The organism is Stenotrophomonas sp. CC22-02 (assembly GCF_004365115.1).
In the GTDB taxonomy this organism is placed as follows: domain Bacteria; phylum Pseudomonadota; class Gammaproteobacteria; order Xanthomonadales; family Xanthomonadaceae; genus Stenotrophomonas; species Stenotrophomonas forensis.
In genome coordinates, this window is the sequence record NZ_SOCO01000001.1 from 3662115 (window position 1) to 3683865 (window position 21751).

At 59.2% G+C, this 21751-nt stretch carries 13 protein-coding genes and 2 pseudogenes; 5 read left to right on the plus strand and 10 right to left on the minus strand.

Annotated elements, in window-relative coordinates:
- Nucleotides 1-91: 91 nt before the first annotated feature.
- From N440_RS16795 to N440_RS16815, 5 genes are all read right to left on the minus strand, one after another.
- On the minus strand, nucleotides 92-1312 hold the full coding sequence (locus tag N440_RS16795) for a toll/interleukin-1 receptor domain-containing protein (RefSeq protein ID WP_166671568.1): 1221 nt from the start codon (nucleotides 1310-1312) through the stop codon (nucleotides 92-94).
- Nucleotides 1313-1348: 36 nt separating this feature from the next.
- Nucleotides 1349-2185, minus strand: coding sequence for a macro domain-containing protein (locus tag N440_RS16800; RefSeq protein ID WP_243831358.1), 837 nt, complete (start codon nucleotides 2183-2185; stop codon nucleotides 1349-1351).
- 8 nt (nucleotides 2186-2193) lie between these two features.
- Nucleotides 2194-2751 (minus strand): TIR domain-containing protein, encoded by a 558-nt coding sequence (locus tag N440_RS16805; RefSeq protein WP_133935794.1) that lies wholly within the window; start codon nucleotides 2749-2751, stop codon nucleotides 2194-2196.
- Nucleotides 2752-2943: 192 nt separating this feature from the next.
- Nucleotides 2944-3309, minus strand: coding sequence for a hypothetical protein (locus tag N440_RS16810; RefSeq protein ID WP_133935795.1), 366 nt, complete (start codon nucleotides 3307-3309; stop codon nucleotides 2944-2946).
- A 55-nt stretch (nucleotides 3310-3364) separates the two neighbouring features.
- On the minus strand, nucleotides 3365-3967 hold the full coding sequence (locus tag N440_RS16815) for a DUF998 domain-containing protein (RefSeq protein WP_133935796.1): 603 nt from the start codon (nucleotides 3965-3967) through the stop codon (nucleotides 3365-3367).
- Between the two features lie 663 nt (nucleotides 3968-4630).
- On the opposite strand from N440_RS16815, the gene N440_RS16820 reads away from it, so the two are divergent.
- The 4 genes and pseudogenes from N440_RS16820 to N440_RS16835 all read left to right on the plus strand — a co-directional run.
- Entirely contained in the window at nucleotides 4631-4987 is a 357-nt protein-coding gene (locus N440_RS16820; RefSeq protein ID WP_133935797.1) for a hypothetical protein, read from the plus strand.
- Nucleotides 4988-5024: 37 nt separating this feature from the next.
- Nucleotides 5025-5284 (plus strand): annotated as a pseudogene (locus N440_RS20515) (hypothetical protein); the annotation flags it as partial.
- 979 nt (nucleotides 5285-6263) lie between these two features.
- Nucleotides 6264-7040, plus strand: coding sequence for a hypothetical protein (locus N440_RS16830; RefSeq protein WP_133935798.1), 777 nt, complete (start codon nucleotides 6264-6266; stop codon nucleotides 7038-7040).
- 179 nt (nucleotides 7041-7219) lie between these two features.
- Nucleotides 7220-8125, plus strand: a pseudogene (locus N440_RS16835) (YifB family Mg chelatase-like AAA ATPase); the annotation flags it as partial.
- Between the two features lie 437 nt (nucleotides 8126-8562).
- On the opposite strand, the gene N440_RS16840 reads toward N440_RS16835, so the two are convergent.
- The 5 genes from N440_RS16840 to N440_RS20575 form a co-directional block, all read right to left on the minus strand.
- A complete protein-coding gene (locus N440_RS16840; RefSeq protein WP_133935800.1) occupies nucleotides 8563-9417 on the minus strand; it encodes a hypothetical protein in 855 nt (284 codons plus the stop codon).
- A gap of 439 nt (nucleotides 9418-9856) precedes the next feature.
- On the minus strand, nucleotides 9857-11926 hold the full coding sequence (locus tag N440_RS16845) for a hypothetical protein (protein ID WP_133935801.1): 2070 nt from the start codon (nucleotides 11924-11926) through the stop codon (nucleotides 9857-9859).
- A 658-nt stretch (nucleotides 11927-12584) separates the two neighbouring features.
- Complete coding sequence (locus N440_RS16850) at nucleotides 12585-13499, minus strand: DUF4238 domain-containing protein (protein ID WP_133935802.1); 915 nt, start codon at nucleotides 13497-13499, stop codon at nucleotides 12585-12587.
- Between the two features lie 1512 nt (nucleotides 13500-15011).
- The gene (locus tag N440_RS16865; protein ID WP_208322794.1) at nucleotides 15012-20069 is read right to left on the minus strand and encodes a hypothetical protein; all 5058 of its coding nucleotides are present in this window, start codon (nucleotides 20067-20069) and stop codon (nucleotides 15012-15014) included.
- A 1010-nt stretch (nucleotides 20070-21079) separates the two neighbouring features.
- Nucleotides 21080-21334 (minus strand): helix-turn-helix transcriptional regulator, encoded by a 255-nt coding sequence (locus N440_RS20575; protein WP_133935803.1) that lies wholly within the window; start codon nucleotides 21332-21334, stop codon nucleotides 21080-21082.
- Nucleotides 21335-21491: 157 nt separating this feature from the next.
- Between N440_RS20575 and N440_RS16875 the strand changes: the two genes are divergently transcribed.
- The gene (locus N440_RS16875; RefSeq protein WP_069138757.1) at nucleotides 21492-21731 is read left to right on the plus strand and encodes a hypothetical protein; all 240 of its coding nucleotides are present in this window, start codon (nucleotides 21492-21494) and stop codon (nucleotides 21729-21731) included.
- Nucleotides 21732-21751 lie beyond the last annotated feature (20 nt).

Sequence of the window (21751 nt, forward strand, 5' to 3'; positions counted from 1 at the left end):
GTGTCCGCCTTCGGCCAGAAGCAGACATTCAATCCTTGACCGGACCGATCGGTGAAGTCGGTTCAGTCAACAGAAATTGCGAAGTTGATCCTTAGCTCCACTCTGACCCTGGAGAATACCTACCTCTTAGGAACCTTCTGGTGTCGTTAGTAGGTTCGATGCTGAACACCATGTACGGCTCAGTATCAAGCCCCCGAAGCGTTCTCACGATCTCTCGCCTTTCAAGATACGTGATCGCAGGGTTCAGTCGCCGAGGAGGCCATTCGAGTAGTTCGGAGATACGCTTCGGCTCATGGGGGAATTGGGGATCGTTCATGAGTTGGCTAGCTAGAAATATCGCATCGTCTGCAGGTTTCCAGTCCATCCAGAATGCATCGAACTCCGCGTAGAGACCTTCGCGAGCGAATACCGTACCGAACCTAACTTCAACCCATCGCTTCAACTCAAACAGTGCATCAGTTAGGTCGTCCTTTGTCAGGCCTGTTTGCGACTGAAGATGTTCATCACCTAGTGCGTGGTCATTGAAGGTTCCAAACGGGCTGCCCTCGACGAATACTTTTGCTACTGCCATGGCAGCCTGTGAATAGTTGGACCTGGGCAGGCCCGCCGCGGCGGGCCTGCTTCCCAGCGGCGGCTTACGTGAAATACCTAAGATATCGTTGACGAGCTGCTTGATGGCATTCGTTCCTTCACCAATCTGCGGGCAAAGCGAACCCGCAAGCAGTGGCGGAACTTGACCCATCTCGACGTTGTGCCGAAGAGATATGAGGCTGATCCCTTCACCCATCTTTCTTGCAAAAGCGGCATCAACTTCTTCTTGAACCCAAGGACGGGTGATAGACGTCGGCGTGAGAAGAACGACAAAATGAGTGCAGCCGCCAATTCCCGCATCAATCTTGCGTCGCAGGCTGTCTCCTGCACGAATCTCCCATTCGGACCACCATGTCTGAACCCCCGCTTCAATTAGCTGTGTAGCGATGTGCTCAGCAAGCGCGCGGTCCTCCCAACCAAAGCTCAGAAAGACGTGCGGTTCAACGATTTCGGTATGACCTTCCTCAATTTCAGCGCTGATACTTGGCTGCAGCTTCAAATTCTCATGGACGTGTTCCATCAACTGTGCGGAACATTCTACGCTAATGGCAAGATTGTGTAGATCGGCCCCATCTACCGCCACAGTTGCGAACTGATCTGTATCGGGGTCGCGGAGCGTTCCCGCGGTTTCGCGAATGCGCTTGACGACGAGCTCTTTTGCCGCCTTGTCAATGGCCCTTTCAAGATCGCCAGGCCGAAAAGGCTTTCCATTGAACTTCATGACCATATAGCTCCTCCCCTCAGCAGCCGTTTAGGTCTACACGCCGTTCCTAGCAGACTTGATGTCCAAGAGGTTGATCCTGTCGATCTTGTCCTCATGGATCACAATGGTCAGCTTGGCGGGATACTTGAATCGCATCTCGCTGATGCGGAATGTCCAAAGCATGATCTTCAACAGGTCTTCATCGCTAATATCACGGTGGCCCTGAATGCGCGTAATACCAGAACCAAAGATCGCCGTAGAAACGTTCTTTTGGGCATATACGCGATTTACGCGATCCCAAAAGGCGATCAGGAACTCGAGGTACTGAGGCATTGTCAATGAAGCTCTGTTCTTCTCGTCAAATTTGGAGAACGCCGTCAGCAAGTAATCCCCATAGACGCATATGGTTCCTAGTTGATACCGCGTCCGCCGGCCCTCGTGCCTCTCCACCTCTCGGTCTTCGACCGCATCGGGGTCAAACCGGTAGCTATCGATATGGGCATCCAAGGCGGCTAGGTCGGCGCCAACATGCTTCTCTATGAACACTCCGTTGAGCGACGCCCTACTAATTACCCTATCATCGACCTGGGTGTCCAAGTACTCATTGAAGGCAATCGCCTTGAAGCCAGGCTGAGCGAAGATGTCACCCACCTTGATGTCGACGCTGCTCCCTTCGATCTCAATGCTGATCTCATTGAGATTATCGGCCCAGAACCATACAGCGAGGTAACCGATGCCCGCTGCAGCAAGCACGGCAATGCCGGCCCAAAAACGAACTTCATCCGGGATGTCTACGAATATAACAACGATGGAAAGCAATCCAAAGAAGGCGGCTGCCTTCTCTTGAAATACCTTACGTACGCGTCTATCTCTAATCCTCACCTTGGCCATGGACCAGCTCACGGGTCATAGCGACGGATGCAGGGATCAATCTTGGTCTCAAACATGAATTCTCTTGCTCGAAGAGCCAACGTGACCGTTTCTTTGTGTAGGGGAACATGCAGTGTCGGCACTTGGCCCATATTATCGCGAAACGCTGGAACCTTGCTCCACAAATCGCGGACGGATTGTTTGAGACGGCCGTCGCGAAGCAATTCGGCTCGCGTCTTGTAGTCGGGATACACGACAATGAAGGGCAGCCTCTGAACCTGAATGCCGTATTCGATCTCTTCACGAATAGCCCTTGAGTTCACTGTCTCGGCGCTAAGAAACAGGAGGACGTTCTTAGAGTTGCGCAACCGTTCCCGTAGCCGCGGCTTCAGCGTAGTCTCCCAATCGCTTCCATCGCGTACGTTGTATGTCGTGGCGTGAGAGTCCGAAAACGGAAATGCCGGATCCGCACCTTTCCACATCCTCAAGGTGTTGTAGTAGACGAAATCCTTCGTTGCATGTGCCGCCAAGGGGCCAGCGTTGAAAGGCTCGGCCACGTAGAAGGCCGCATAATTGCCGGTACGCACGTGCTTGATCTCCTAGCCGGGTTCTAGACCATAATGTAAATGAACTTCCGTCCGGAAGCACCCAAGTACTATCGGCCTCAGATTGGCGCTTTGGGTTGCATGACACCATGTGGCCGGAAGCCGACGCTCGCAATAATTCAACCACGCCCCATCACGAAGCGGTTTGGCCCTGAAGTAAATCTCGAGCCAGCCTCATTTGAACATCTCCAACAGATCCCTGTCTTCATGCCGCTGCTCCCACGTGGAGAGAAGGCAGAAGCTCACGCCGCTTTGCATGGCAACCTTCTGGAACCCAGCGAGTTCTTCCTTCGTGACCGGATACTCCACCGGATCAAAGTGCAGAAGCCCCCACGGCTTGACGAGAGAGAACCCAGGCAGGAGCTCCGAGAAGATCGCCTTGAGCTGGGGCCGGAGAGTGGAGAAGTCCTTGATCGGCCCCGCACGATTGCCAAGGGCATGACACTGGCGACGGATGGTCCTGTCTCCACCGACCACGCGGGCAATGAAGTGGTCCTGGTGCACTTGAACGTAGATCAGCTGACGGCGAAAGATCCTCATCCCCTTTTCATCTCCACACGCCCAATAGCCGTCCACGTGCCTGCATGCCTTTCCATCAAAGCGCCGGCTGCGCCTTCAGCGCACTTGATCCCCTGCGTAGCAGGTACAGCGCAACCAGGAATGGCCACATCGAGTTGATCGACGAGAACAAACGCTGGGTCAGTCCCCGGTACCCCTCAGGGTCCAGTCCCACCAGATTCAACCAGAGATAGGCGACTGCCGCGATGCTCACCATAGCGGTCACGGCGTACGCCCTTCGATGGGCAGACCACGCGCTCAACTCGATATGCGACATCGCCGGTGCAATGATGTTGGCGATACCGATGGTGTAGAAGCCGTGCATCGGATGACCCATCGGCCAGAGCCCGTTGGTCAACATCGAGACGCCAAAGATCATCCAGCAGAGCGCGCCTACGGCAATGCGGCGACCGGACTCCCGCCATACCCCGATGGAGAACGCCACGAAGCCCACGCCGGAACCGATGGCGGCGATCCTGGCGCAGATGCTTGCGAGGGTAGGCGCATGCAGCAGCTCGCTGGCGTGCAGTACAAGCGGGTTGTAGCCCGGCGCGAACACCGCAGCAACGCTGGTCCAGAACAGGAACCACGGAAGCGGGACCAGACCTGCAGGCAGAAGAAGTCGATTGCGACGTAACACGTACAGTGATCCTTGTATTGGCCTGCGTCAGTGGATGGAATCCGTTCAAACGCCGCAAAACCTTCCTGCTGCGGACAGGACAGCTCCGCGTGACTACAGCGGTAGTCAGATTCTGCGTGACGCCCTACGGGGTCAATAGGCAGAAAGTCACTCGCGCTTGAAGGCGAAGCACGCGGCACCCATCAGCGGCCGTTGCGCCGGTTCCATCGCATTGGCGATCACACATTGCCGTCGGCCCAATGTTGTCGCATCTGCCGCGCCTTGCGTCTCTGGCCGAACGATCTGACGACTCCGTTCCAGAAGTGTCGTCTCCCAAGCACGCCAAGGCTCTCGCCCCTTTCCGCGCTATGCGACAATGCCAAAAACGTCTCGGGTTTTGGCGGCATTGGCCCCCACCCCTTGGCATTCCTCCCAACAGCAGGTAATCGTTACCCCGCCACCGTGCATCGGTGGTCGGGCCTCGAAAACCCGTCGTTGGGAAGTAGTTTGCGCTTGCCAGCCGGCATCACCCTGCGTGGTGCCGGCTGGCAATCCGTCTGCCAGCTATGGCGGGCGGGGCGTGGGGGTCTTGTACCCGCCGGTTCCCAACATCCGGTTTTCGAGCCATGCCCCGTCCGCCACCCTTATCGGTGGCGGCTTCTGCCTACATGCACGGAGCCTGACATGACCAAGCCGCACTCCCCTCCCCCGCGCCCCATCCAGCAGCCGCCATCACCCGGCCCCACCCTGGACCCCACCAGCCTCATCGCCGTCCTGCACGCCATTGGCGCGGGCGCTGCGGCCGACGGCCAGCCCTGGCCCGAGCGCCATCAGCTGCGCAGCCGGCAGATCGCGCTGTCCGACGCCGACTGCGCGGCAACCGGCCAGCGCATCGTGCAGGAAATCCTGCTGGCGGCCGAGCGCACGCGCCAGAACGGCGAGCCCGAGCAGTACGTGGGTGATCGGGTGATGGAGGGGCTGGTGATGGCCGATATTGCACTTACTGCATTCATCCACGAGCGGATGCGGCCCAGGGATTGAGGGCGCGCGTACGGCGCGTCTCTTCCTGCGTATGTGCCGTGTGTTGATCCGTATGCCCGCCGATGCGAGGCAGCGGGCACCGGAGATCGAGCGCCTGCGCATCAGCTTCGCGCATTGGCTGAATATCCACCAGCGCCAGGGCCGGTTGCTGGTGGAGCGTGCGGGGGCCGCGGGGTCCAGGCTCGGTTTGGGCGCCTCAGTGTCGTCGTTCCTGAAACGAAGCGATGTCTGCTGGATCCTAAGGTCGCTACTGACCGAAGGTACTTGCTGCCAGTGGCCTGCATGCGCAACCGCTGAAGGATTTCGATGCACGGGCGCGAAGACATTCGCGTGAATTGAACACAACTGAAGGTCAGCACGCTTATCGGGCAATGCATCTTGCAAAACGCGCCGTCACCCTAGGCCTCTGCGAAGGTTTCCCCCATACCTTCCCAATTCCTCAGGACTCATGATCTCACGCACCTTCCACGGCATGGTGCGTGACCGTCCATCCGGCACTTTCCATCGTACTTAGAGAAGGGACCTGCTTGCCAACACGCTGATCACACGCGACGAATGGAATCCATATGAAAAGAAGGATCATCCTTGCATCTACGATTCTCAGCTCATTGCTCTTCTCTGCACACTCTCAACCAGTAGCACTCCCCCCCGTCTTGGTTACCGCCCCTCGGGCTGGTGGAGGTGACTTCAAATGTACTGGTACCGCCTGCTCCAATGCGGTCAATCAGGAATCCTTGTCTGCACATCAACGCTTTCTGGAGGAGAACGACCGCTACCCGGATGAGCCTCTCGAGTTGGACACTACAAAGGTGTGTAGAAGCATGCGGGAAGGCAAACCCGCCAACTGCAACTATGGTTCACCACCATCGGTACCTGGATTCGATGCTGCCTGGACCGCCAATGGATGTGGCACGGGCCCGCGGTCGAACTGGTTCTTGAGCAAGGTTCTATCGTACGCCAGCTCCTCTACTTATTCCGGTGACCTCAATGCCCCTTTTCCGGGTGTCAGCTTCCTTGAAGCGTGCAATAGCCACGATGCCTGCTGGGGGAGCGCGCAGCACCGGGGGACGTGCGATACGCAGTTCAGGCATGCCATGGAATCTGGATGCCAGGGCTTGTCCAGACCTGATTCCTACAACATCTGCACCGGGTACGCAGGCCTCTATCATGGTGCCGTAGCCACCACAAATGAATCAAACGATGCCTACGCACAATCAATCTCCGCAAACGCGTGTGCCGCGTGGGTACATGACATGAAAGCCAACGGGTGCAATCCATGAACAAGGGTTACTCCGCCAGACATCTTGTTTCCCTCGTCGTCGCAACGCTTTTTGTCTGCGCATGCCAGCCATCAGCAGTCCAGACGCCACAACCTGATCAATCCGCACTGCAGGCAGAGACGGCGCCGGCGCAGAATGGCGCTGATGAAATCCAGCGACCGTCATCGGAGCTCCAGTGGCCTGAGGACCGGGGCCATTTCTCTGAAGAAGATCGTCGGTACCTGAGTGCGCTGTCCACGCGCTACAACAATATCTTCTCGGGTCTGGATGCAATGCCGGCCGCTGAAGTGGCGGCACTTGGGTTCCCGACAGCAAAGGAATGGATCGAGGCTCGGAATCTGTCTACGGACGCGTTGAAGGCCAAAGCAGAGAAGGGGGATACAAAAGCAAAGGCCTTCTATGTTGACAGGCAACTGCAGATGATTGAATCGCTGACAGCCTCGTCCGGCGCCGAAAACATCTTGGAAGCCTTTCAAGCCTCTCCCGAGCTTCGCGACAGGTTTCAACAGGACTTCATTGATGCTCATGTCACCGCCGGGGAGCTGCTGAAGTTCCATCCAAGCCCATTCTCTGCGTACCTCTTCGGCGTGAGCAGCGCCGCAACCGGAGGTGTTCCCTTCCCTGTTGCCGCATCCATCGCAGTGGCAGGCGAACTGGGCGACAAGCGATCTTCCGGGCTGCTGCAGGCTTACCTGGAGAAAATGGGGCCCATGGATCCCAGCGCTGTCGACAGCAGCTACAAGAGCATGCGCAGAACGGCCGGACTGGATTGAGCTCACCTTCCTGCTCGGTCATGTCCAACGCCAAAACGCCGGCGCTCTGCTCCTCTCTGCCGAGGCGATGTACCCGGCCCTCGGGCCGGGATACTCCTAGGTTGATCCTCCGCAACGCCTGATGGTGCACAGTAGTTCGACGGCCGCACCATCGAACATCTCGCCGCAGGAAACCGTACATGAGCCTGGCGCTGGTCTACAGCCGCGCCCGCGCCGGGGTCGATGCCCCGCTGGTGCGGGTGGAAGTGCATCTCTCTGGCGGCCTGCCCGCCACCCAGATTGTCGGCCTGGCCGAAACCAGCGTGCGCGAATCACGCGAACGCGTGCGTGCGGCACTGCTCTGCGCACGCTTCGATTTTCCACAACGGCGCATCACCTTGAACCTGGCGCCTGCCGATCTGCCCAAGGAGGGTGGCCGCTACGATCTGGCGATTGCGCTGGGCATTCTTGCGGCCAGCGGCCAGGTCGATCCGCAGGCGCTAATTCAGTATGAGTTCCTGGGCGAGCTGGGCCTGACCGGCGAGCTGCGGCCGGTGGCCGGAGCGCTGCCCGCGGCGATTGCAGCCGCTGAAGCCGGGCGCATCCTGGTGGTACCACCGGGCAATGCCGCCGAGGCCGCGCTGGCCGAGCACGCTGATGTGCGGGTAGCGCGTACGTTGCTGGAGTGCTGCGCTGGGTTGGGGAACCCACGCCTGCTGCCGCCAGTGGAGCGTGTGGACACAACGCCGTTGCCACTGCCGGATCTGGCCGATGTGCGCGGGCAGGCGCATGCACGGCGCGCATTGGAAGTGGCCGCAGCCGGTGGGCATCATCTGCTGCTGATCGGCAGCCCTGGCTGCGGCAAGACGCTGTTGGCCTCGCGCCTGCCCAGTCTGTTGCCGGACACCGAAGAGACTGAAGCGCTGCAGCTGGCCGCGATTGCCTCGGTGAGCGGTGAGGGGCTGGACCCGCGCCGCTGGCGGCAGCGTCCGTTCCGGGCGCCGCACCACAGTGCGAGTGCGGCGGCGCTGGTGGGTGGTGGCAACCCGCCCTGCCCCGGCGAGATTTCGCTGGCGCACCACGGGGTGCTGTTCCTGGACGAGCTGAAAGTTAGGTTGTCAAGTTGACAGTCAACCGGGGGCTTGTTGTGTTCAACCCTGCGGATGGGAAGCTTCCACTATGCACGCAAGCCGCTCGGACAAAGAAAGCTGCCATCGGTCGGATGCACTCGGACGGTGCGTTTTGTTGCCGCTGAATGGAACGGCAACTGCAAATCGACTTTGCCGACGACGAATTCGTCGAGTCCAAGCACCGCGAGCGGGCCACGGCGGTGGAATGAACAACCATAGTGCTCACAAGTAGAAGGCGATGTGGTTCTTGGTGAGGATCCCACATTCGTTTTGCATGCTTCTTCATGCCCCCCCCCGCAACAGTCTTCCTGCAACTAACTCGCGCCGACCACGTACTCTGGCGAGTGCCGCCGACCGGCGAGAACTGACTGCTTTCGAGGCAGCAACCGAGGGTAAGGGATGCCTGCTATTCCTTACTTGTTATGTGCAGAGACTATCTTAGCTATGGATGCTGCCAAGTCGGCGATCAATTTGGGATCCACTTTCCCTTCGGTAGAACGGGGCGCTGTTCCAACTTCACCCACATCAACCTTTCTTCCCAACAAGTCCCGAGCAAAGTCACCAAGCGCATTAGTTCCGTCCGCAGCCCATGCAAGCTCCACTGCAGCGCCGAGTGATGCAAGTTGGCTAAGATCAAGGTGATACAGGCGAATCTCGGCGAGATTAGCCTTGTAAAGCTTTAGGAAGAAGAATGCGAACACCTCAATAAAGATCGCTAGACTCAGCTTCGGAAGCTGCATGGTCGCCATCGCTGTCAACGAAGTCGAGGTATTAACCGAAAAAGCCATGTACGCCAATAGGCCAATAGCGAAAACTGTTGCAATTGATCCGAACGCAAGGTTGCTACTTGCACGGGACCTAAGCAACTCCATTTCAAGGGATAGTCTAGAGGACGCCAATGCGATGGTCTTCCGGACCTGCTCAACCCTCTCCCATTCCACTACTTCACTAGCCAAGGATCCCCGGACCCGGTCAGCGACTTCCTCTGTAATGGTTGGTAGGTGAGCCCTGACGAGTTCCTCCGTGACCACGCTAGCGCCCCTGCCTGGCAGCCCCTCGGAAGCCTCGAGCCTTTTGATCGCCGACCAAACCTGTGACAGCTCGCTCGCCAAGTACCGAGATGCCTCAACACCTTCGACCTCTATGCCGCGCCGGCGACGGCTGTTTAGATGATAAGAGAGGACAAAAACCGCGATGCCGAGCGCACATCCTGCTGCGCCGATGGCGGTGATGAGTCCCCAGTCCACGGCGTAAAAAGATTCACCCACCCCAATGACTCCCCTGTATGTTCGGCGGCACAATGCCACCCGCCCGCATTGCTCCAAACTCAAGCGAAATTTTCATTGATCGTAACGATTAAGGATATCGACTTTTCGCTTTAGTGACTAGCGATGGGCGGTCGAATCAAGCGACGGATCTACCCAACCCGGGACGAGGCGCACTCTGATGTATTCAATTACATCGAGATGTTCGGACGGGCGGAGGGAGCGCTCACGGGGTCTTGGACAGTCACCATGTGCGGTGTCCGCTTTCGGCCAGAAGCGGACGTCCAACGCCTGAATTAAGCCGAGCCGCTAAGCGGCTTCGGCTTGAATGATGGGATGCCCCTTTTCCCTAGTCATCACGCGGCTTCGATGAGCCAGGCCGATACTGAATCGGGACACGGCATCTTGGGGGAAGTCCATCCATCAATCTGCGCAAAGCGTCTTAGGGTGTGCAGGGCGGCGCACCCACTGTCACGTACATCTGACCGTCGTCCATTGGCCATGGGTGAATCCCGACAGACCAGAGCGCACGCTCCAGATGGCTTGTGAGCGCATACACGCCTTCGGTGGTGAAGTTCTCAGGCACTTCGAATAGCGTGCGAAGATCACCATGTAGTAGGCTCGACCATCTGCCTAGCTGCAGCGGTGCCAAGGCTGCCTGGATGGGTTCGTGCCCTCCCGCAGCGGCTCCAGAGCTCTGCGGGTCACCACTCGACTTGTTATGGCCATCGACGTGGCCACACCACTGCGCCACATGCTCGATGAGTGGGCCAACATAACTAAGCGCAGTTTCCAGCAGCTCGTTGACATCTTCGGAGGCTTGATACCGCACGTGCGCCTGTTGCAACGCCACGATGATGTCAGGGACATACCCTTTGATAAGAGCAGCATAGCGATCGCTCGCCTCCGTATCGACGGAGGCAGTCGCACGTGAAATGTAGTACTGGCTCGGAACCGTGGAGATTGCGCGATGCAGGATGTGCGTGAATGGCCCGGCCGGGCATGTACCTTCAGTATTCTGAAGGACATGACTTTCATCGAAGCTCGCTGACACCAGCATCTTAGCCATGGTGTGAATTGAGGCGCGCTGCGCGTCAGGTCGGTCTGAAAGCAAGCCTTGTGCGACCGGCCAGCCGAGCACGATGTGTTGTTTTTTAACGCCGTTTCGAGAAACGCTCACGCATCTACCCACGCCGACGCCATCAGGCCGCGGGCTGCTAGTTTGCGCCGGCAGTCGGGGATCACCCATGTCCAGCTCCTGCAGCGTCTGGGCATAGTTCCGTGCGATCGTGATGCCATCAAGCATGTGAAGGGGAAAGACAGCGGAGAGATCCTCGACCGATTCCCGCACGGCGTCAGTCAGCAATGCTGCATGCTCCTCGCCCAAATCGGCTGGCATGCTAAGTGTGTACTCACGCAAACGCGGCGCAGGCGGCGATGGCGCTACGTGCGGGAACGACGGTGGATGAACTGACGACTGAACGTCCTCCACAGCGTCTTGCACCAAGTGGACCACGGCTTGGCCGGATCGTCGACCTAGTGCCCCGGATAGTTCTGGCATCGGCGATGCGGCGATGAAAAAATCATCGCTGCAGGCGGCGCAGATATCACTGAGCTCGCCGGCGGAAACAGACACTCCCTCGCTGGCCGCCCCAATCAGCACACTGGAATCGTCCAGCGGAAGGATGCATGCATCCAGGTCCTGGGTACCTACTAGCAACAGGGGAGCCCAATCCATCTTGCTTGAACGCGCAACAGCGATGCAATCGGGCAGGACCACCGATTGCAAAGAAACCTTAGTCCAGGCGAGCTTGGAAAGGGCGCTATCCCAAGCGCCAAAATTGCCTTCTGCCAGCGTGGCTTGGTGAGAGCGAGCGATGATCACGGGGAGCTGCCTGGCAATTTCTGCTTGCACCCCACCGAACGTCCAGTCGAACTCCGGAATGAAATCTTCAAAGTTCTCACGGACATAATACGCAAGCGTGCGCTCCAGGAGCGCCGGGATAACGTCGTGGCCCTCTGCTTCCAAGCGCTCGACCACACCTGAAGTTATGGCTCGCACTTGAGCAGTTGGAGCAGGGGCATCAACGTCTAGCAGTTTGTGAAGGCCAGCCGGGCTCCCCACGCTGTTGAGCATCGCTTGTGTAATCTTTTCGCCTGCGTCACCCAAGGCGGAGCGAATGTACGCGGTCCTAAGAACCAGATGAGTTACAAGTGCGCCGATCCGTTCGGCGTCGAGCCGATCCCCTGCCAGTGAGATGCGCGCATACTGCAGGTCCGACTGCACACGCGACTCCTGATCGGTAATTACGTCGTCCAGCGTGCGCTCGCCGTTCGTAGCAGCCCTTGAGTAGAAGTACTCTCGAACGCCGACGTGGCTAATAGGTAGTTTGCGAGGAGGATTACCTCGGAAGTGCCACCAAGTGCATTCGCCATCACGTTCCTCTCGATCCGAGGCGAGAAAGCCTCGTTGAAGGAAGCGGGGAATGTAGTGCTGCCGTTTACCTGCCATGATTAAAATCCTTATTCGTGCAGATCGCCCTTCGGTTGCCACGCGGCATTCGCGTGGAAGCGTGCACCAAGCAAGGCTAGCGGGTCGCCAGGTGCCAAGGTAGATTGCTGAAAAAATTTCCCTCGGACCCATGGTCAGAGGACGATCATGCCCGTTCATTGCCGGCCACAGGTATAACTTGTCTAGTATGCAGGATTGTTCATATACACGCGCCTTGCGACAACGGAGGATGCTCACGCGGATTTCGACAAAATCCGCGCTGACGAAGGAACAGATAGAGCCTTAGCACGCCAGTCGACAGCTGGTCGCGATCGTCGAATCGCTCCAGTGAATCGCACAGGGTTTCGTAGACGGTCGTCAGCCGTTTAGTGCGTACTGCCTCCCGAGCTCTACTGGGTACAACCCGTCGTTGCGACCTACATGTGCCGCGCATGCCATAATGCAGCCATAGGTTGGTCATGTGCGTGCAATCCTTTCTCAACCCACCACGTTAGCAATGTCGCTGTTGCGTCATTGCCTACATGGTCTGTCCTTGCCATCCTCACTGCGACGTCTCCCTGCCTGTTGCTATCGGACAGGAGCGGACATATCGAACTGCGTAGCCCGTCGATAAGAGTCGAGCGGCTATGTGTGTGGACGCAGACGCGCTGAGCAGCTACTAGGCACCCAAGTTTGGACAAGACTTGAAGGGCAATAGGTCAGCTTCCGCCTGCGCAATCAAGACGCAGGCCGCGTTGTCCGCTTGAACCCGATTCGTTTCAGCCACCTCGGTTGGCGTCGCGAGCCGGCGCGTCCAATCGGGAAGCATGTCGCCGTCCGCGGGACTCCACCGAAGGGCTAGTCCGCTCGAGATAGGCAAGGTGAACCCCGAGCCGAGGTCGGGGGGAAACGGAGTGTCTCCCAACACGAAGGCCGTTCCGACCGGAGCGTCCAGGATCTCTACGCTGTGCCGCGCCAGTTGGAAGAAGACGCGCTCAATCGTTTCTGGATCGAGCGCGATCTGCGAGGGCAAGATTGCGTCGTTCGGAGGCCGGGTGAGCACATCGTCCATCTCCTCAAGTAACGCTTCCTCATCCCGTCTCCGAATGAGGTCGTAGGCCCAGGCAGCTTCCTCAGGCCCGATTCCAAAGGTGCTCAAGCTGACCTGATAGTCACTCAGAGGCTGATTGAACGCGTCAGCCAGCGCGACAGCGAGCTCTTTCGACCTGCGGTGACCCATGCTCAAGGTGTCCGGATGTCGACATGCGCTGAAGGCCACGAACCATCGAAGGAAGATCTGGTCCTCTACCGAGCCCACTGCACCTGGCGTGTCCAAATTCGAGAACGCCTTCGCTGCCCTGGCCTCGAAGTGACCCGCCGCGCGCTCCAACGAATTGGAAGGACGCCCTCCCGCGTCATAGATCGTGTAGAGCCAATCCTGACTCATTAACTTCTTCGGGCCGGCCTTCTTCGTGCGGTTGTCTTGTAGGGTCCAGACTTCTCCATTTCCGGGCCCGAAGCGACGCTGCCAAAACTGGGGCACGTAGTGCTGGTTCCGGGTTTCGAGCGGATCGTATTTGTTAGCGGGAGCCATGGCCTATCTTACCTTTGAGCTCAGACGACAATGTCTGCTATGGGTCGAAAGCGAGCGCTAGCACCAGACCAGTCTCTTAAGTAGCCCTGAAGTCCGCTTCCGGCCAGAACGGGATTTGGGCCACCTAAGCTACGCTACCCAGGGTATTTGGCCCCCATCAGACGGCGAGACCCGCGTCCCACTCCACCACGCATCACTAGGGCTCCACTACAGGACATCTGATCACACTGATCGCGACGTCCCGCCTTGAACGAAATGTTAGACCTCTGATTCTGGATCATCAGAGGTCTTGGGGGGAGATTTAACCTTCCGGTTCACGTCAGTTGAGGATGGAGTTGCGGCATCCCGGTGTTTAGCGGGAGCCCCGTCCTTCGTTGGAAGTGCCGGATAGAAAAGTGCGAGAGCGCACCCCAAAGCGGGAACAAGTAGTGAGAACACAAGACGCGCCGTGGTAAGCCACGTAACTGATGTTTGAAGTGATATGACGTCAGGGCCGTAACCGCCGATGGCGTGAATGAGCGCTTCTTGGCTTTCAATCACGGAATCCGTAAGTTGATAGCTAAGCACCCCTAGAAGCGCCATGCTTACGCCGAAGATTAGGCGCACTGGCGGGGAAATCTTTCTGCCGTAGAACAGGTAGGTTCCAAGCCCAATTTGCAGCATCGCGCAAAATCCGATCAGTACCATCGTTCCCAAGTAGTTTGAAAGCATAGATTCCGCCAATGGCATAACGCCTGAATTAAGCCGCGCCGCGAAGCGGTGTCGGCTCGAATGAATTGTTGGGTTCCATTACGCGGACACCAGCTGCGCAATAATGGCACCGACTGACAATGCCAATGCCACCAGGGACACGCCAAGCGACCACGCGAATTTTGAATGCTCTTGGTCATGGCTGGCTAGGATTGCCGCAAGGTAAGGGAAATTGAACATGCCTCATGTCACCTACGCAGCGGCAAAAAGGTGCGCGTAGCTGTTCTCTCCTGTCTTGTGCCGCCACTTGTGGTCTAAGTACGAGGTTAGGTAACCGAAGAGTAGGTGCTTGCTCATGCCTAGACGATTCGCCACCGCCTCGACGTCAATCGGAATCATGACCTGTCCAACGGGGCCTTTGTCGGGCCGGTAGGGATACTGCGGAAGATACATGTCGTTGATGCAACGCAGAATCTTTCTTTCAGTCGCTATCTTGTTGGACACGGCAACTAGCTATCTAATAGAAGGACCGGTGGGTCCAGATATACGATTTATTCACAAAGCCCCATTTTTACCGCCCCCCCCCCTGATGCAGCTCAATCTTAGGGCGGCTGGGTCCGACTAACAAGGCGGCGTATAACCAGACCCGGCGGTACGCTCGGCGGCCGCACCAATGACCGCTATGGGTCGATAGCGGACTCTAGCATTCTTGGTCGCGCCGCCTGGCGCCGGCATGTCTGCTGTCGGCCAAAAGCAGACAATGAGATTGGTGCAGCGAATAGATTTTCGTCACGCCGACCGAGCGAAGCCTGTTCGCGACCTCTATCGCAGCTGCTTAATACGCTCTTGGAGAGCCAGGGCGGTTGGGATGTTCTTGGCTGCGAGGGTGGCGGCTATCTCGACAAGCGCCTGCCGCGCCTGAGCGTCTTGGGTGAGAGCTCGTGCGTCGGAGATCAATGCCGCCGCCAACAGCTCCACCAGCGCTTCGTCAGTACCCTCACGATACCAGCGACCGGAAGACTCGCGTTGCGTGCTGGCAAGCCAGCGAAGTCCGTCAAGGCGAAGCGGGGCTCCGAAGCTCGTCGTCAGGAAGTGGCAGAAACGCGTGACGCATTCTTCGTCCTGACTCAAATGCGCGGCGGCCCAGCGCTCGTATGCACCTTTCATCCGCAGAGCCGCACCCGGGTTCAGCCGGGACAACGCATCCTCGTTACCGAAGCCGAGCAAGTCGCAAATCAGGCGCTCGCCGTAGAACCAGAGGCCGGGTTGAGACCAATCGGCGGCGATGCCGTACTCGGCAGTGGCCCGCCAGACGCGCTCGAATGCCACCGGGTCGTCACCTTTCCCGAGACGCATGAACAAGCCACGAATGAAGTGCTGCAGCGCGTAGTGCGCGGCCGGACCGTGGGTGAGAACAGGCTCCCAAACCGAGCGGGCTAGCCATTCGGGCGCCGCGATCGACAGGAATGCGAGCTTCAGGAGGATATCGTAGCCGAGGTCCTGGCTAGGCAGGTCGTACACCCCGTTTTCCTTCTTCGCGCGCGCTTTGGCGCGCGTGGCGTCGTAGTCCCAAATGCGCAGCACCAAGCGCGTGTCGAGTTCGCGGTTGCCTGTGCCATCGCCGTCGATGAGCCAGTTGAACAGGACTTCGAGGAAGTGACCGTCTAGCGAACCGCCCCGTTCGCGCTCCGGCTTTCCCCGCCAAGCCTGGTCGCCGGCACGATAGAGCCGCATCCGGCGCTGGAAATCCAATCGCTCTTGGCCAGCGGCCACACGCTTGAAGTCGAGATCATCAGGCGTCGCATTCGGTCCACGGAGCGGAAAGCGACGCAGTCGTGCGAGCCACACCGTCCAGGCGCGCTCCGCGACGTCGCCATCGCCGTGGTGCGGAGCGAGCAGGATAAGGCCTGACCAGAACAACCCGGCGCGGAGCAGCCGCCACCAGGCGGTGCCAAGCTGCTCTCGGTTGGCGTAGGCGACGCCGACCACAACGGCGGTCGTTTGCCTGTCGCCACTCGTCAGAAGGCGCAGGACGGCGACCTCCCATTCCTGAACACCATCTCCATCGGTGAGCCACAGGTGCATGACCGCGTAGGCGACAAACTTCAGCTCGTAGCGGAGACACCCCATGCGCCGCTTACGAATCTCGCTTACTGTCGACGCGACCGCTGCCACAGCGGTGCGCACGAGTTCGAGCACGTGCTTCTGCGCTTCAGGGCTCTGGCTAAGCCAAGCGCCGCCTAACGCGACGAGCGTGCCGGCTATGGCGAAACGGCATTTCGATTTCACATCCTCATCTTCGCCTTCCGCTCCGGCCTCACACTCTTTGAGCAGATTGAAGAGGTACGTGGCCTCATCGTCGGTGAGCGGACGACCACCCTGAAGCCGCCGCTCGCATTGGTCCGGAACGAGAAGGTATGTGAGGGTGGACGCACTGTCGGCTTGCCACGACTGCACCTCGACGCTCAGCTCTTCGGGACAGACGAAGCGCCTGGATTCCGCGCCCGTCGCCGGGTCGGTGACGGTCTGATAGTTGGTTTCGTCGAGCGCGGCAAAGAGCAATTTGAACTCCAACGCCTCCTTCTGGTCATCAGGCAGCGCCCAGGTTGGCAGCAGGGCTCGAAGACTCCGCGCAACGTCATGGTCGACCAACAGGAGTTCGACTACGACATCGAGGAACTTCCGCTGGCGATGGGGCGCCAAGGTCCAATCACGGGCGAAGTCATATATCGCCTGGCCGCCCTTGAGCCAGCTCCAACCGATGAACTTAGAGCCAACCTGCTTCACTCGGACGCTGTCCCAATAGAACAGGTTTGGGAACGTCAATAGAGCCGCGAGCGGCCCCGTCAGCAACGACGGTCGATACTTGGCGACGTTGAGAAGCACACTGACGAGCGCTGCGGAGTTCCCCTCCCGGAGTATCCTCCGGATATCATCGGTGATGTTCTCACCTGCGTCGAGCCGCAGCGTAAGCCAGCGCTCCAACGCATCGAGCGCGCAGAACAGGTTTCCGTTGCGCATCGCGTCACTGGACTGCGGCCAGTCGAAAACCTGCCACCAGCCGGGGAAATTTTTATCCGACCCGTCCGCGAATTGCAGTGTCACCCCGGGAACCTCACCTGCACGCCGCTCCATGACCTCGGCGAGCCAGCGCTCCGTGCAGAAGTTCACCAGCGCGATGAGCGAGGTGAGCGCGGTTTCCGGGGCCAGCTGGAAGAAGGGAAAGAACGGGCTCTTCCAGAACGCCGTCGGGTACGCGTCCTTGGAGTATTCGAGGCCGAGGTCCATTTCGAACCGATCGGACGCATAGTCCCGTTCCGGCTGGTCTTCAATGATGAGCGCGAGCAGGACTTCGGCCGCCAGCTCAGGTTGCGCGCGCATCAGAAAACGGATGGCATTCTCTTTGAGGCAGGCGGTCCGGAAATCCATGTCGACCTCGCCACTGGCCCCAAGCGGCCAGGGCGGCAAGCGTTCGCGGAACGCCCCGATGGTGCCCAACATCTGTTTCCGTTCTTCTCGAGCCTTGTACTCGGCATCGGTCTTCAGGCGCTCGATGTGGGTCTTCGCCGCCTGTAGTTGAACCTCGGAGATGCGTCCTTGGACATAAACGTCGATCTCTCGGCGCCCCGCGAGTTCGAGCGCCCAATTACCGACCTCGGTCGGCAGGTCGGCCGCGCCAGCCAGTGGTGCGGTGTACAGCAACGGCTCACGCGACAAATACATCACGCCACGGCCCTTCTCGACCTGCACGGTCCGAGCCATTGTGAGCGCCATCTCCGCCATCTCTCGCCGGAACGGCATCAGATCGCCGCTGCTCAGCGTGCGCGGCGTATCCGTCAGCCAGGTCTCGATCACCTTCGCGAGAGCGGACGAAACCAGTCCGGCTAGTCGCTCCCGCTGCGCGATGAGGAAGCGCAGAACGGGCGGCCACCGGCCAAAGACAATCGAGCGGAACTGCGCCTCCATGTATAAGCCGACTGCCGCGCTAAGTCCCATTCTGTCGCCGGTCGGCACAGTAGCGATGTGGTGGAAGCGCAGAAGCAGCCGTGTCAAGTGTTTCCCGCCGTTCTCGAGCAGGAGGTCGACACGTTCGGTCAAGAAGCGTTCGGCATCGGGGTCCAAGCAGAGCGCATCAAGGAGGATATCGCCGGCCAGCTCGTTCTTCGCGGCCGCCGCGGCTTGGAACGCTACGTCCCAGGCTGTGCCAGCCTCGGCCGGCTGTCGTAGCAGGAACTGGCCGAGCATCCGAAGCGAGTTCGTCCATAGCGGATTTCCCGCCAGGGCGGCCCACTTCGGCGTGTCCCTACAAATCTGCTTCAGGAATTGGAAGCGCGCCCAATCCGCCGCTAGATCGTGCTCGAACTCGATATGGTTAGTCCGCTCGTTCAGGTGCAGCGGAAGCTCCTCGGGCCGTCCCGCGAACGTCGCCACGTCCGCCGGCTCCAGATCTGTCAGCGCGAAGCTGCGCTCGAACGACGCTTCTCGCTGGGCGAGGCGCATCATCAGGGCCTGCACGTCAGCGCGGTCGCCCGTCCAGTGCTTCCAGAGGCGATCGGCGATAGCGGTGTGAGACGCCAGCCTACCGGCGATCGACCCCAGCGCCGCACCAGCCTTAATTACCCACGCCAGCGTCCGCAGGTTCGTCAATGCCGCGAGGGTGTCGTCATGCGCGATCAACCAACCCAAGCTGGACGACGACAGAAGCGCCAACTTCACAGCATCGCCCTTGAGCGCCTCGACCTCAACCAGATGCGCTTTCCATCCGCCGAGTATCGTCGCCTCGCCTTCGACCCAACTCTGCGTCTGCGTGACGATAACGACGCGCCACGCACGCTCAGTCTCGTCGCCGTCATTCGGCAGGATGGCTTGAAGCAGCTGGCGGATCACGACGAACTCGCCGGCTTCGATTCGTTCCGCAGAGTCGATGACCAGCACGTTCTGCGGCTTCACCGTGGCGTTCAGCACAAGTGAAAGTTCGTGCGTCAGGGGAAGGGCGCTGCGGCGCGCCGCACTGAGCGCCGTCTTCAAATCACCCGAACCGAACCACACCTGGTTCCAAGATGGGTACGCGCCATCCAACACCGACTTGACCAGCGCCGACTTGCCCGAGCCCGACTCCCCGAAGACCACCGTGACCGGATTGTCGGAGATCGCAGCCTGGAGCGTCGCATTCTCCTCCGCGCGGGGCACGGCATAGCCTGACGGCAGCTCGGTTTCTATCCGTGCCTTGTGGTCCTCGGTGATGTTGGAGAGCGTCTCCCAATCACGCTCATAGTCTGGGTGATGGCGAAGGCCGAACTGGCGCCGGAGCAAGGACAACAGGCCCGGGACGGTGACGGTCCCATTACGAAGGCGCACCTCTTTCGCGACGTTAGTTAGCTCCTTCCAGAGAGACTGCGCTTCGTCCTCGCGGGTGGATTCGAGCAAGCGACGGCACTGCGCGATAGCCTGGTACTCTGTATCGGAGTGCGCGAGCTGAAAGTCGGTCGACAGCACATGCAGGCGGCGAATGAGCTCGATGGTCTCTTCGTCGGACGCGCTACCGGGCTTTTGGACGCTGTCGAAGACGCGCGACTGCCTCGTATTGCTGCGGATGCGACTCAACGCAAGCACCATATCTGTACCGCTGCATGCGTTCTTCACCTCGCGCCACGTCGGGCTGAACGCCTGGTCGTTCCCGATCGTCACCAAGGCAAGCCCGTCAGCAACTCGGCTGAAAGGTCCCTGCAGATCACGCCACTGATCCCAGGCGCGCGTCACAAAGTCAGCGGGCAAGCCGGCTGCGCTTACCTGCAAGTTGCCCTTGGCCGAAATCGCCAACCGCCGTGGGACGCCGGTCGCCTGCGCTGTCAGCAGCAGGTCATCGATACGCCAGCCCAAGGTTGAGACCTGGGCTTGGACCTGTGTTACGACGCCTCCGATTCCTGGTGCCGGTTCACCTGATAGGGCTTTCACCAACTGCCAGGAACTAATCAGGTCCTCGAAATCAAACCCGGCGCCGCTAGTTGATCGCAGCGTCGCGGGCGCGCGTTTCGCACTGCCGCCGCGAGGCCCCTTCGGCTTCGATGTGTTCTTTGATCGGGCCATTAGCTTCCTAATGCTCAGCAGCTCTGGACTATTGCCATGTCCGTCGGAAACAAGCGTTGGGGGGGGGGCCTCGCAATCTTACCTTGGACTTGAAGCGCGTCGTAGATTCCCAATTGCTAGTTCAGCACACTGAGTTGCACCGAGAAACTGTGCCTACCAGGAGGTCCCGAATCCACCGAGCCTGCAATCAAAATCTGGGGTGCGCACCGGGAAGCAGACCTCCGGGACGTCTCAAATGGATCGCAAGCAGACGTTATCACCACTTTGACGGCTCCGGCCGGGCGCGATGTCCGCCATCAACCAGAAGCAGACCTCGGCCGATCAGCGTCAGAAGACTTGACTCAGGCTGGCTTGTCTTGCAGTGGCCAGAAGCAGAATTCCGTGAAGCTCCAACCGAGCCAAGCCGCGACAGGGGATTCGTCTCGAGCGAATCACATTTCGGGTCGGGAAATCGCCGAGTTTTCAACTGCACTCTGCTCCGACTGTGCCGTGCCAAAGTCGAAATCTGCAGGAGCCACCGCAATGCAATTGAGCGGGCGCCTTGGTTGGAAGCTAGCCATAACGGCTGAGCTTGGTGCTGGGGTGCAGTTGTCCGAATGCACAACTGGAATCATCCAATCCACGCCGGTCTGGCAGTTTGGACAACAATGAACGTACAGACGCTGGTTGTGATTGCTGCCTACGGAGTACGCGCTGCATTAGACAAGGAGAGCTGAGATGAGGAAGGAATAGACCGGACGGGACACTGGGCTGCGGCGGAGAGAGCAACGGCGCTGGGGCGTAGCGATTACCTTGCCGGACGGTTAGACCGAACCAGTCTGCAGGTCGGGCAGGAGTGCGAACGCATCCTCCTTGGAGATCTCGAGCACCCGGCACAGCTGAACGAACTCAATGACGTCGAGACGACGCGCCCCGGCCTCTACCGCCGAAAGAGCCTGCTGGGACCAACCCAGTGCCTTGGCCACCTCCGTCTGGCTCCTTGCCAACGCCTCACGTCGAAGCCGTAGTGCTTCGATCAAGCTTCTATATTCGGCTTGGTAGATCGTTTTTCTGGCCATCGAACCATCGCCGAACCGGGGCGATTGGCAAGGTATGGCTCACGCACCGAATACAAGAAAATCATGTACTATCGATCTGACCGGTGGAGGCAGCCGCGTACGCGGAACCGCCATCCCCCTGACGCCTTGGCCGCATCCTGCTGGGTGAGGAGACAACATGATCGAAGTGATCTTGAGCTGGTCTGTTCGTGAGGTCTTGGACGGAGTCTCTGGCCCGGAGGTCCAAGCCGTGACCGACTTCCGACTGGGTGTGATGGCACGCGACTCAGGGGCTGAAGCATTCAGAGACAGCCTTCTCCGACAGCTGTCGATCTATCTGGCGGAAACCGTCTTCTTGGATGTGGTGCGCGTTGCAGAGCACAACCGGGACCTTCTCGCCGGCGAAGCCGTGCTATGAACAAGGTCCTCGCTTCGTAT

Excerpts from the sequence above, each read along its gene's own strand:
- N440_RS16795 (WP_166671568.1), bottom strand. The coding sequence starts at position 1,312 with ATGAAGTTCAATGGAAAGCCTTTTCGGCCTGGCGATCTTGAAAGGGCC.
- N440_RS16800 (WP_243831358.1), bottom strand. The coding sequence starts at position 2,185 with ATGGCCAAGGTGAGGATTAGAGATAGACGCGTACGTAAGGTATTTCAA.
- N440_RS16810 (WP_133935795.1), bottom strand. The coding sequence starts at position 3,309 with ATGAGGATCTTTCGCCGTCAGCTGATCTACGTTCAAGTGCACCAGGAC.
- N440_RS16820 (WP_133935797.1), top strand. The coding sequence starts at position 4,631 with ATGACCAAGCCGCACTCCCCTCCCCCGCGCCCCATCCAGCAGCCGCCA.
- N440_RS16830 (WP_133935798.1), top strand. The coding sequence starts at position 6,264 with ATGAACAAGGGTTACTCCGCCAGACATCTTGTTTCCCTCGTCGTCGCA.
- N440_RS16845 (WP_133935801.1), bottom strand. The coding sequence starts at position 11,926 with ATGGCAGGTAAACGGCAGCACTACATTCCCCGCTTCCTTCAACGAGGC.
- N440_RS16850 (WP_133935802.1), bottom strand. The coding sequence starts at position 13,499 with ATGGCTCCCGCTAACAAATACGATCCGCTCGAAACCCGGAACCAGCAC.
- N440_RS20575 (WP_133935803.1), bottom strand. The coding sequence starts at position 21,334 with ATGGCCAGAAAAACGATCTACCAAGCCGAATATAGAAGCTTGATCGAA.
- N440_RS16875 (WP_069138757.1), top strand. The coding sequence starts at position 21,492 with ATGATCGAAGTGATCTTGAGCTGGTCTGTTCGTGAGGTCTTGGACGGA.